General features: G+C 32.0%; 9 protein-coding genes, 9 tRNA genes and 1 rRNA gene. All 19 read right to left on the reverse strand.

Annotated elements, in window-relative coordinates; all coding sequences use genetic code 11:
• Nucleotides 1-116: 116 nt before the first annotated feature.
• The 19 genes from HLB29_RS08630 to HLB29_RS08720 all read right to left on the reverse strand — a co-directional run bounded on the left by HLB29_RS08630 (nt 117) and on the right by HLB29_RS08720 (nt 11,697).
• Nucleotides 117-193 (reverse strand) — tRNA-Ile (locus HLB29_RS08630).
• Nucleotides 194-210: 17 nt separating this feature from the next.
• A tRNA-Pro gene (locus HLB29_RS08635) sits at nt 211-287 on the reverse strand.
• A gap of 7 nt (nt 288-294) precedes the next feature.
• Nucleotides 295-385 (reverse strand) — tRNA-Ser (locus HLB29_RS08640).
• 59 nt (nt 386-444) lie between these two features.
• A tRNA-Ser gene (locus tag HLB29_RS08645) sits at nt 445-533 on the reverse strand.
• A gap of 5 nt (nt 534-538) precedes the next feature.
• A tRNA-Lys gene (locus HLB29_RS08650) sits at nt 539-611 on the reverse strand.
• A gap of 20 nt (nt 612-631) precedes the next feature.
• Nucleotides 632-706, reverse strand: a tRNA-Thr gene (locus HLB29_RS08655).
• Between the two features lie 9 nt (nt 707-715).
• Nucleotides 716-791 (reverse strand) — tRNA-Val (locus HLB29_RS08660).
• A gap of 5 nt (nt 792-796) precedes the next feature.
• Nucleotides 797-868: transfer RNA gene (locus HLB29_RS08665), tRNA-Glu, on the reverse strand.
• Nucleotides 869-877: 9 nt separating this feature from the next.
• Nucleotides 878-949 (reverse strand) — tRNA-Asn (locus tag HLB29_RS08670).
• Nucleotides 950-952: 3 nt separating this feature from the next.
• A 5S ribosomal RNA gene (rrf, locus tag HLB29_RS08675) occupies nt 953-1,069 on the reverse strand.
• 219 nt (nt 1,070-1,288) lie between these two features.
• Entirely contained in the window at nt 1,289-1,996 is a 708-nt protein-coding gene (locus tag HLB29_RS08680) for a LytR/AlgR family response regulator transcription factor (RefSeq protein WP_185624767.1), read from the reverse strand.
• Between the two features lie 95 nt (nt 1,997-2,091).
• Nucleotides 2,092-3,462, reverse strand: a complete 1,371-nt coding sequence (locus tag HLB29_RS08685) for a sensor histidine kinase (RefSeq protein WP_185624768.1) — start codon at nt 3,460-3,462, stop codon at nt 2,092-2,094.
• 358 nt (nt 3,463-3,820) lie between these two features.
• Entirely contained in the window at nt 3,821-5,812 is a 1,992-nt protein-coding gene (gene tkt / locus HLB29_RS08690; RefSeq protein WP_185624769.1) for a transketolase, read from the reverse strand.
• A 128-nt stretch (nt 5,813-5,940) separates the two neighbouring features.
• Nucleotides 5,941-6,441: a gamma carbonic anhydrase family protein gene (locus HLB29_RS08695; RefSeq protein WP_185624770.1), complete on the reverse strand. Its 501-nt coding sequence runs from the start codon at nt 6,439-6,441 to the stop codon at nt 5,941-5,943.
• Nucleotides 6,442-6,569: 128 nt separating this feature from the next.
• On the reverse strand, nt 6,570-7,817 hold the full coding sequence (locus HLB29_RS08700) for a coproporphyrinogen-III oxidase family protein (RefSeq protein WP_185624771.1): 1,248 nt from the start codon (nt 7,815-7,817) through the stop codon (nt 6,570-6,572).
• A 322-nt stretch (nt 7,818-8,139) separates the two neighbouring features.
• A complete protein-coding gene (locus tag HLB29_RS08705; protein ID WP_185624772.1) occupies nt 8,140-8,631 on the reverse strand; it encodes a CD3072 family TudS-related putative desulfidase in 492 nt (163 codons plus the stop codon).
• Nucleotides 8,624-9,172, reverse strand: a complete 549-nt coding sequence (locus HLB29_RS08710; protein ID WP_185624773.1) for a CD3073 family putative ECF transporter S component — start codon at nt 9,170-9,172, stop codon at nt 8,624-8,626. Before HLB29_RS08710 ends, HLB29_RS08705 begins: the two co-directional genes overlap by 8 nt.
• 147 nt (nt 9,173-9,319) lie before the next feature.
• A complete protein-coding gene (locus HLB29_RS08715) occupies nt 9,320-9,895 on the reverse strand; it encodes an indolepyruvate oxidoreductase subunit beta (protein ID WP_185624774.1) in 576 nt (191 codons plus the stop codon).
• 17 nt (nt 9,896-9,912) lie between these two features.
• Nucleotides 9,913-11,697 carry a thiamine pyrophosphate-dependent enzyme gene (locus tag HLB29_RS08720; protein WP_185624775.1) on the reverse strand — a complete coding sequence of 595 codons (1,785 nt, stop codon included), beginning with the start codon at nt 11,695-11,697 and terminating at the stop codon, nt 9,913-9,915.
• Nucleotides 11,698-11,963: the final 266 nt, after the last annotated feature.

An 11,963-nucleotide genomic window follows, 5' to 3' on the forward strand; every position in this document is an offset into this window, starting at 1 on the left:
AACAAAACTTACATAGTCTTATTATTATTTAAACGATTAATCAATTTGCTTAAAAAGCTTATTGAATTAACCTGCTGTTCAATTTTCAAAGTTCATTTTGGTTCTTTCTTTCCTAATGGTGGACCATCAGGGACTCGAACCCCGGACCTACCGGTTATGAGCCGGGCGCTCTAACCAACTGAGCTAATGGTCCAAATTGCATAAAATAAATGGTCGAGGTGAAGGGACTCGAACCCCCGGCCCCATGGTCCCAAACCACGTGCGCTACCAAACTGCGCTACACCTCGTCCAAAATGGCGGAGAAGGAGGGATTCGAACCCTCGCACCGGTTACCCAGCCTAATCCCTTAGCAGGGGATCCTCTTGAGCCTCTTGAGTACTTCTCCGTGCAATTATAAGCATTATAAAACTTTTCTTCTCCGCCATCGAAGAAAAAAAGCAAAAATGGCGGAGAGGGTGGGATTCGAACCCACGGTGCCGTTAAGCATCACTGGTTTTCAAGACCAGCTCCTTAAACCACTCGGACACCTCTCCAATAATGATCTATCCGCGACTCGAACGCGGGACACCTTGATTAAAAGTCAAGTGCTCTACCGACTGAGCTAATAGACCATGATATATTATTTTCTTAGTGGAGCTGGTGATAGGAATCGAACCTACAACCTGCTGATTACAAGTCAGCTGCTCTACCGTTGAGCCACACCAGCTTACTTATCTGGTGGGAGTAACAGGGCTCGAACCTGTGACCCCCTGCTTGTAAGGCAGATGCTCTCCCAGCTGAGCTATACTCCCACATATGACTCCTAGGGGAATCGAACCCCTGTTACCGCCGTGAAAGGGCGGTGTCTTAACCGCTTGACCAAGGAGCCAAGTAAAAGCTCCAAGGGTGGGGCTCGAACCCACAGCCTACCGGTTAACAGCCGGTTGCTCCACCATTGAGCTACCTTGGAATAACGTGGCTACGTCCTATTCTCCCAGGCAGCTTCCCACCAAGTACCTTCAGCGCTAAAGAGCTTAACTTCTGTGTTCGGAATGGAAACAGGTGTATCCTCTCTGCTATAATAACCACATTTAAACTTTTTAAGGAGTTTTATTTTTCCGTCCTCATCAAGGACAAGTATTATATTATCATAGTCATTTATATCCGTCAACACTTTTTCTATATTTTTTTTATTTTTTTTCTTTTAGCGGTATTAACAATCATATAATATAAATTACATTCGTTATATATTGAACTTTATTTAAATAATTTTCTTTCTTGTTAGTGATTATATGAAACTATTTTCTTATCATCTAAACATAAATTCTCTATAATCATCCTTTATTTTTGTTTTTTTTCTCCTAGAAATAGGAACTTTCTCACCATTCGTCATAATTATATCATTATTATTAATATGACTTATGTGATTAAAATTAACCACTATTCCTCTATACACTTCTTTCATAACATCATTTATTATCTCAAACGGCAACTCCGTCATATACCTATATCTGGTGGTAATATTTTCTTCTTTTGTGTGAATATATATATTTCCTGACACTCTTTCAATATAATATATTTCATTTAAAGTAATATATCTATTACCATTTTCACATTTAATCTGATACTTATTTATATATCCGCTCAATTTTTCTTTTAATCTACTCATCAATACCGGCAACTCTTTTTTCAAATTTGACTTTCTCACAAATCCAAAAGTATCCAGATTAAATACTTCATATACCCTTTCATTTTTGTTGGTGATGAAGATAAATATAGCATTATTATCATTTATTCTTATCTGCTTTGCCATATCAATTCCATCATCTTCTCCAATCTCAATATCAAACAAATATATATCAAAGTTATATATGTTTTTCTGTTGGAGTAAATCTTGTCCATTGCTATATGACTTTATTTGACCATCTATTCCAATAGCATTTAAAAATCGATTCATTTCATTATATATTAATTTTCTAAAAACAATGTCATCTTCGCAAATTGCTATATTAATCATATCTTCATCACCGGCCTTCAATCTTGTTTGCCATACTATATTTATCTTCTATCAAAATCTTATATTCATATAAAACAAACCGCTGTTGAGAATACTTATATTTTGAAGAACATAGATACTCTATAGCTGCCATTTTTTTTATCTATCTTCATATCACCATAGTATTTTTCTACAATTTCCTTGACAATTTTAGTTCCATTTCCGCTTAAAAGCCCATCTTTCTCTGCATAATTCCTTTTTCCATTATAGTTTTCGTCATAATTATTTTCTATAGTATATACTAAGCTATCGTTCTTAGGTGTTATTTCAATATTTATTTCAGGATTATCCACATGTGTGCATGCTTCTATAGCATTATCAATTGTATTAAATAATATCGCACTTAAATCATATTGTGAAATTTCCATTTTATTTGGTACAACAGCTTTCACATCATTTTTTATATTTAATTTTTCCATATCCTGTATTTTTTCATTAAGTACAATATCCACTATATCATTACCTGATCTTACCTTTAATTGCAATGACTCTTTTTCTCTAATCAGAGGTTCAATGTATGATTTAATTTCATCATTTTCTTCACTAGCCAAGGTCTCTATAACCATCATATGATTTTTAAAATCGTGGCTTAATTTACTTATTTTTTCACTATGTTTAATAACCTCATCCAGATAATTTTCACTACACTTTTTCATAGTATTTGAAATCTTATTTTCATAAAAATCCTTATAAAGTTTACTCGCTTTCGTATAAAAATATGTATTAAGCAATGATATTACTACAATGCCCAATGTAATAACAAGTTCGTTTCCTCTCATAGTACGATAATACTCTATAGCCTCTTTACTATTAAAATCATTAAATTGAAAGCTCATAAAAATACTATTGCTCCTTAACAACAACAAGTAAGTTATAATATATATAATGATAAGAACCCATTCATCTTTTTTTTCCAAATATAAATCTTTTAATGATAATTTTTTAAAAACATATTTTGAAATAAAATAAACTATAGCAGGAATTACAATTATATATTCAATCATCGTAAATAAAAATCCTGTTATCTGTTGATCTCTTATATCTATAACATTTAAAATACCATATACAAAATTTAATATTACATAAATATATGATACATTTAAGGCTATATATAGTAAATAAAAAAATAGTGCTAATATCCCAATATATTTAGGTTCATATTTATATTTTACATAAACATATACTAAAATCAATTCTATAATAGTATATGCACCGGGATAAGATAAACCTGAAATTATATGTGTTCGATAAATACCTGTTCTTGATACCGCTATTTCCAATAAAGTAATAATTGCACCCGCAATCAAATCATTTATTATTTCTTTCCCATCGGATTTTTTACCTTTCAAAAGATTTATCATAATCAACACAAGCATAAACGATGATATATAATAATGTAATCCCTCATTAATCAAATTATCCAACATTTCCGTCCTCCTAACTATCAACTTTATGAAAATAAAATACTTTAATGACATAGTTAAAAGATAGCACTGGTAAAAATACATTTCAATAGTATTGTTATAAGTGGTGTCATTTTCTACTCGAAAGGCATCTATACTCCAAAGTAATAATACAGTAATAATATAACAAATAAAAAATAGAAAGATTTGATTTTATCTATCCAAATCTTTCCATTTCCACTATTCTATCTTAAGATTTTATTCATTTTTTTTAAATTTATTTCACTTTTTTATCAATTCTCTCTAATTGATTTAAAATTGATTTAAAAAGGAAAATAAAAACATGCTTATTAAAATTTTATAATTAATAATTATAAAATTCCTATTTTTTTAATATATTTTTTGCTTTTTCGACTACATTTTCAGTAGTAAATCCAAAATGCTTAAATAAAACTCCAGCAGGAGCAGATGCACCAAACGATGTCATTCCTATTACATCACCTTCAAGACCTACATACTTAAACCAAGGCATTGTTGAACCTGCCTCAACAGCCAATCTTGATTTAACATAAGATGGTAATACAAATTCTTTATATTCACAAGACTGTATTTCAAATAAATCCATACATGGTACAGATACAACTCTTACAGAATAACCTTCTTTTTCTAACTCCACTTTAGCGTTTATTGCCAGCTCTACTTCTGAACCGGATGCCATTATGATTAAATCTATATTTTCTTTATTAGATGCTTCACTTAATACATATGCACCTTTTTCAGCTTCTCTGGAAGATCCTTCCAACTGTGGCAAGTTTTGTCTTGTAAGAACCAATGCTGTCGGAGTAGATTTAGATTTAATTGCCGAAGCCCAAGCCACTGCTGTTTCAGTATAATCTGCCGGTCTAAACACATTTAGATTCGGAATTGTTCTAAGCATTGCCAACTGTTCTACCGGTTCATGAGTAGGTCCGTCCTCACCAACACCGATACTATCATGTGTAAGAACATAAGCAACGGGCAATCCCATTAAAGCTGCTAACCTTATCATTGGTTTCATAAAATCACTAAATACAAAAAACGTAGCACAGAATGGTTTCAAACCACCATGTAAATACAATCCATTTGTAATGGCAGTCATAGCCATTTCTCTCACTCCGAAATGAATATTTCTACCGGATCTATTCTCCGGAGAAAAGAATCCTTCACCTTTCATTTCTGTTTTATTTGATGGAGCAAGATCCGCTGAGCCGCCAATCAAGTTCTGATACATATCTTTTAGCTTATTTATTATATCTCCGGATGTTGCTCTTGTTGCCATAGCCTTTGTTTCATATGACCAAAATGCTTCATCTTCCAATTTATTTGTATCTAATTCTCCGTGGAATAAATTCCATTTTTCTTTTAATTCTGGAAATTCATTACAATATCTTTCGAACATTTCAGTCCATCTTGCTTCTTTATCGGCATTTATATCGGCTATTTTTTTATAATGACTATATATATCAGACGAAACTTCAAATTCATTTTCATTTTCCCATCCCAGGAATTTTCTAAGTTCTTTTACATTTTCTTCTCCTAGTGGTTCTCCATGAGCAGAAGCTTTGCCGACTTTTGCCGGACAGCCATACCCAATCTGAGTTCTACATATAATTAATGACGGCCTTTCTTTATCTGCTTTGGCATTTTCTATAGCCTTACCTATAGATTCAATATCGTTTCCATCTTCTACTATCTGTACCTGGAAACCAAATGCTTTAAATCTAGCGGCAACATCTTCCTTAAAGGCTGTACTTGTATCCCCTTCTATAGTTATATCATTTGAATCATACATTACAATCAATTTATCCAATTTCAAAGTTCCGGCTAATGAAAGGGCTTCATATGCTACCCCTTCCATTAGGCAGCCATCTCCAGTCATTGCAAATGTGTAATGATCAACTACCGGGTATCCATCCCTATTAAATACAGATGCCAAATGAGATTCTGCCATTGCCATACCAACAGCGGTAGATACACCTGCCCCCAGTGGACCTGTTGTAGATTCAACTCCTATTGTATGACCATATTCGGGATGTCCCGGAGTAAGATGCCCAAACTGTCTGAAATTCTTTAATTCATCTATCGTCATTCCCTCATATCCAAACATATGTAATAAAGAATATAACAAAGCGGAACCGTGTCCGGCAGATAGTATAAATCTATCCCTATTTGACCAATTTGGATTTTTCGGGTTATGATTCATATGATTTGCCCACAGTTCGTAAGCTGCAGGAGCCGCACCCAGTGGTAAACCCGGATGTCCTGAATTTGCTTTTTGAATCTGGTCAGCAGACAATATTCTTAATGCATTTACTGCTTTCTGATTGATATTCATTAAAATTTCCTCCTAATTATTAAGTTATCACTGTTCTATCATCTTATATAATACTACATTTTTATAAATTCTTAAATACCTTTATTTATCAATTAATTACATTAATATAACTTATTTCAGGACTCTAATTATTCCATACTTTTATAATCTTTAATAACACCCAAATACCAATTAGCAGTTTCTCTGATACCATCAATCTCTTCTTGAGATAATTTTCTTACAGCTCTTGCCGGAGAACCTATAATCAAGCTTCCCTCTTCAAAAACCTTATTCCCTGTTATTAAAGCTCCTGCCCCTATTATACAATTGTCGCCTATTTTTGCGCCATCCAATACTATCGCACCCATTCCTACTAAAATATTATTTCCCAATGTAGCACCATGAACTATACATCCATGCCCCAACGAAACATAATCACCTATAATTACATCTCCATCCCCATGAATTATAGCCGAATCTTGTATGTTAGAATAATTTCCTACTCTTATTTCTTTTTCTCCTCTTACAGATGCACATGGCCAAACGCTTACGTTTTCACCAAATTTCACGTTTCCAATTACATTTGCAGCAATATCCACATAACAGGATTCCGGAATTTCCGGATAAAATTCTAAAAATCGTCTGATCATTTTTTCCCTCCTTATACAATATATTATTATATACTTCTTCCCTATTCCTAAATATAATATTATCTTTCCTTTTATCAATTACTTACTAACTACATTATAACATTTCCAAAAATATTAAAATACTTTTATTATAATTCTATTTTTTCCGGAAATGCGACATCTCTCATTATACCCCACATTTTGTCTATATATGCCAGTGTATAATAATTCTCGTAATGATGGTAATAAAATGCCCCTTTTAGAGTCATTTTATACTCGTCATCATCTTCAGTGAAAAATCCAACCATTTTTCCAATCAAAAGCTCAAATCCATACATTCTTTTTAATGAAACTCCAAAAAAACTTTCAAAATTTTTCTTATTTATTCTTGTAGTATAAGCCGTCCAAAATAAATAATATAGCATTCTTTGTCTTTTGGTAAATCTAATAGTCAAAGATGTCGCCATGTCCTTGTCAGCTATTCTATTTATATAATCCTCTACTGAAAAGGTATTTATTTTAAACTGTTCATCCAAAACCGTAGTTGCCGAACAACCAAAACCCAAGAAATTATCTCTTGTCATAGACGAATACTTGGCATTTTTTTCCTTGGCAAAAGTCCATATTGAATCTCTGTGATATCCTTTTTTCTCACAATAAAGAGTTATTTCATCAAGAAGTTTTCTTTTTTCTCTTTTAGTCATTGCTTTTACGTTACTTTTAGTAAAATCAAAGTCTATAAACGGATAAACCGCTATATGATTTGCCCCGTTCGAAAAAGCCATCTCTATATCTTTTTTTAAATCATCAATAGTTTGATCCGGCAAAGCAAATATAAAGTCCATAGAAACAGTATCAAATTTATATTTTTTAAGAGAATTTAACATATTTGAATAATCAAATTTCCCTCTCCCTAATATATCTAAAAATTTATCCTGAAAAGACTGTATACCTATGCTAATTTTTGTAACCCCGATTTTTCTTAAAATAGAAAGTGTAGAATCACATACATTTTCCGGATGTAATTCTACACCTATCCCATCAGTAATCTCAAAATATTTATTTAATACTTCTATTATATCGTTCAATCTATCAACAGCTAATGCAGGTGTTCCACCACCAAAATACAGGCTTGTAATTTTTTTCTTTTCTTTAGTATCTCCACATACATAATTGATTTCATCTATCAGGGAATCTATATATCTATCACATTTTTCTTTAGTATATATTTCTTTACAATACGGACAAAAGTTACAAATACTTTTACAAAATGGTATATGTACATATAATCCTAAATTGCTGGAATTTATATAATGCAGTTTTCTGTCATAGTCATTTGTGAATCTAAATGGTTTAAGTGATCTGGTAAGCCACATTCTCGATAAAGTAGCTATCATATAATTTACCTCCCGATTAATTTATAATTATATCAATATAACTATACTAATATAATTATCTAAAATATTCCTTTAATCACAATATGCATTTTCTATTAAAACGTCGCTTTTGAAACTATATGTTTATAGAATGAATCGTATTTTAAAAAAACACTTTATTCTAAAATATAATTTATGTGCCTGAAAATTTTAATTTTATATAATACAAAAATACAAAAAAAAACAGAGAGAACGATACATTCAAAGTACCGTTCTCTTCTGATTAATAATTTGTGCGATTATTCATCAATGTCATTTGACGAAGAATCTATTTTTATAAGGACTAATCATTATTCAAAAATTTTTTTAGTTTTTTCAAAAACTCCTTTTTGGTTTTTTCATCATTCTCTAGATAATCGACCGGCACTTCCAAATAGTTATGTCTGAAAATATCTACGTTTTTCATAAGATACTTCATAAATATTCCTTTTTGTCCCTCAATTGAACATGTTGGGCTTTCTTTTATACCTATAATTCCGACTATATTATACCCTTTGGAAATATACTCATCGATTTCTAGTTTACATCTATCTGCAAGTTCTTTACATAAAGCGTTATAATCTAAGGTATCATATTCCTCTTTTGTCATAGGTTTTCTATCCATTCCCAAATATAGCATTTCAGGACAGGGTAATTGTTCTATTCCTATTCCATTTATCATAATTTCATCTATAATCGACGCATATACGCCACTACTTCTAGCTAATGGTTTCACGACAGAATTTTGATTTAATATGCAATGAGAAATATATATAATAGAGTTACTCCTAATCATTTTTTATAACACCTTTCAATCTGGCATAACAAATTGAAACTAAAACACAAGAAATTACTTTATCTACTATATTACTAGTTATTCTAGGAATAAATGCAGAAGAGAAAATTTCCATGCCTGAATTCTTAAGCCATACAAAGAATATATCATTTACATCACCTGTTATACCACCATATACATAAACCGCTATTGGTGTTCCAATCAACGGTGCAACAACTGCTAAAATCAAACCGGTTATAACTGCCGTCTTTATATCAAATTTCCTGTTTTTAGCAATGAAACCTACAATTAAACCAATTGCAACATTGACTAACAAAAACGGTATTTCCCTCGGATCTTTAAGAACACCCAGTACTAAATTCGTTATGCCTCCTACTGCTGCCCCATATATAGGACCACATATTACAGCTATAAATATCGTTCCCACTGTATCCATAAATAATAAAGGTATATGTAATAAACCTACAACCATTCCTAATACTATATTAATTGCTATACCAATTGCAGAAAAAATCAATTTTTTTGTAGAGTTATTATTCATGCTACTACCCCCTAATATAATAAATATTTAGAAATTTCCAATCTCCGTATCTTTATTATACTTTAAAGCAATGCAAGAACCTATTAAAATGTATATGTTATTGAAAAAAACAATACCTATATATATTGATATAGAAAATACAAAACCTTATAAATTTCTACCATACATAAAACATTCTTTATTCAATTCTAAAAATTTCGCTGGAACACTTCTAGCTATACTTTCAATCCAATTTTCAATTGGAATTTCATCTATAAACTTAGAACAAACACCTAGCAATATAATATTTGCAGCCGCTTTATTACCTAATTCTGCAGCCTTATTTGTAAAATCTTCCATTATTACAGTACCCGCATATTTCTGCAATTCTTCTAATACATCCGGTTCGTATTCTTTTACTCCTTGCTGTACCATAGTCGGTACCATTTCATACTTATTTACAATAGCTACAGAAGTATTCGGCTTTAATTCTTTTCTAAACCTTCTACCTTCCAAGGCTTCAAACCCTATCAGTATATCTACTTCACCCGGTCTTACATTTGGAGAAAAAACTTTTTCACCTATTCTTATACTTCCCCAAACTTTACCTCCTCTTTGTGATAAACCTACCACATCATTTGTTTTTATATCTAATCCTGATAAGAAGGCAGCCTCGGCAACTATTTTAGTAGTCATCACTAGCCCTTGTCCACCTACACCTGCTAATACTATGTTCTTATTCATATTATTTTCCCCTTTCATTATTTAGATCCTTTTCTCTTGATAGCACCAACAGGACAAACCTGAGCACATATAGAACATCCTACACACTGATTTTCATCTATAGATGATTTTAACTTTTCTATACCATCATATTTCTTCATTCTCAATGGAGGACAATTTGTCTTTATACAAGTTCTACATCCTATACAAATTTCAGGATCTACCTCGAATGGAGTTTCTTTTATTTTATACCTTAAAGCACATGGTCTTGAAGTAATTATAACTGATATACCTTTTCTCTTTATGGCATCATTAATTGTCTTTTTAGCTTCTTTATAATTAAACTGGTCAATTTTCTGAACATCATCAAAGCCCATATCTCTTATAAGTTGTTCAACCGATATATCCTGTCCAAGATTGTCAAGGTGATAAGATTCTGCTGTAGGCTGTCCACCCGTCATTCCGGTAGTACCATTATCCAGAACTATCATAGTAATATTTTCGTCTCCATTTAATTGATATTTCAAATTTGCAAAACCTGTCATACCACTATGGAAAAATGTACCATCTCCTATTACACCAACTAGAGGTTTATCCTGTTCTCCTCGTTTATCCATGGCAATTCTCATACCTTTTACCATTCCTAGGGATGCGCCCATACTTATGTTTGCCTTTAATACTTCCATCGGATAAAGTAATCCCATAGTATAACATCCGATATCACCTATAACAGTAACTTTTGATTTCTTCAAAATATCAAATACAGGTCTATGTGGACATCCCGGACAGAATAATGGACCTCTAGGAGTTGTATCGTCCTGCTCCGGATTTTTTACTCTTCTCTCTTTAATTATTCCTGCCTTTAAAAGCCCTTCTTCTATGATCTCTGAATGTAATTCTCCTGTAAAAGAGAAAAACTCCTTACCAACGCAGTCTATACCATGAATTTTTAATTCATTTTCAATAAATGGCATCATCTCTTCAATTACTACGATTCTGGAATACTCTTTGGATAACTCTCTAATTTTATCTATCGGAAGTGGATATACCATGCCCAACTTCAATACATCGACGTCTGGACAGACTTCTCTCAAATTATAATAACAGATACCGGAAGTAATTATTAATGTATCACTTCCCTTTTTTTCCAATTTATTTATTTCAAGATTATTAGCAAATTTAGAAAGATCTTCTATCCTTTGCTTCATAGTATGTTGATGCTTAAATGTATGTGGAGGAAGCATGCAATATTTAGTTGGATCTCCGGTAAACTCCGGTCCCATCTTTTCCACTCTATCATCTAATTCCACAACTGACCTTCCATGACAAATTCTACTTGTAATTCTCATCATTACAGGCATTTTAAACTGCTCACTAATATCCAGGCCGACTTTTACAAAATCCTTTGATTCTTGAGAATCAGATGGATCAAAAACCGCCATATTTGCAAATTTTGCTAAAATTCTATTATCCTGTTCATTCTGAGAACTCGCCATACCCGGATCATCCCCTGAAACCAACATAAAACCTGCATCTATAGGTGCTTGAGTAAATGTCATCAAAGGGTCCATACAAATATTTACACCTACATGTTTCATTACCACCATTGTTCTTACTCCACCAAAACATGAGCCTATACCTGCTTCCAACGCCACTTTTTCATTCGTTGAAAATTCTGCATATACTCCGTCAAACTCTTTGACTGTATCAATTATTTCGACAGTTGGTGAACCCGGATAAGATGTTGCTACTACACCACCTGCTTCATAAAAACCCCTGGCAACTGCTTGATTACCACTTAAAATGCTTTTTTCTTTGTTCATTTCTATACCTCTCCTTATATTCTAAGTATAATATTAATATGCTTTCCAGATTTTCCTAAAACAGATTAAAATTTACCATTATTTACTTATATCTGCCCGATATTTTATGACATATAATATTTATCTAAAATAAATAATATTTCATTATTTTAATACGATTAGGAAATCGTTACATTTATGTTATACCCTTTTTCAAAAAAATTATAGAAAAAAACAAAAAAAGTGTTGACAATATGATAACGGATTTTTAATAAAAATTTTTAATA

Origin of the sequence: Peptostreptococcus canis, from assembly GCF_014229965.1 — a bacterium.
GTDB lineage: Bacteria > Bacillota > Clostridia > Peptostreptococcales > Peptostreptococcaceae > Peptostreptococcus > Peptostreptococcus canis.

Coding starts and splice junctions, on each gene's coding strand:
- tkt (WP_185624769.1), bottom strand. CDS start 5,812: ATGAATATCAATCAGAAAGCAGTAAATGCATTAAGAATATTGTCTGCT.
- HLB29_RS08705 (WP_185624772.1), bottom strand. CDS start 8,631: ATGATTAGGAGTAACTCTATTATATATATTTCTCATTGCATATTAAAT.
- HLB29_RS08700 (WP_185624771.1), bottom strand. CDS start 7,817: ATGATAGCTACTTTATCGAGAATGTGGCTTACCAGATCACTTAAACCA.
- HLB29_RS08720 (WP_185624775.1), bottom strand. CDS start 11,697: ATGAACAAAGAAAAAAGCATTTTAAGTGGTAATCAAGCAGTTGCCAGG.
- HLB29_RS08685 (WP_185624768.1), bottom strand. CDS start 3,462: ATGTTGGATAATTTGATTAATGAGGGATTACATTATTATATATCATCG.
- HLB29_RS08695 (WP_185624770.1), bottom strand. CDS start 6,441: ATGATCAGACGATTTTTAGAATTTTATCCGGAAATTCCGGAATCCTGT.
- HLB29_RS08710 (WP_185624773.1), bottom strand. CDS start 9,172: ATGAATAATAACTCTACAAAAAAATTGATTTTTTCTGCAATTGGTATA.
- HLB29_RS08680 (WP_185624767.1), bottom strand. CDS start 1,996: ATGATTAATATAGCAATTTGCGAAGATGACATTGTTTTTAGAAAATTA.
- HLB29_RS08715 (WP_185624774.1), bottom strand. CDS start 9,895: ATGAATAAGAACATAGTATTAGCAGGTGTAGGTGGACAAGGGCTAGTG.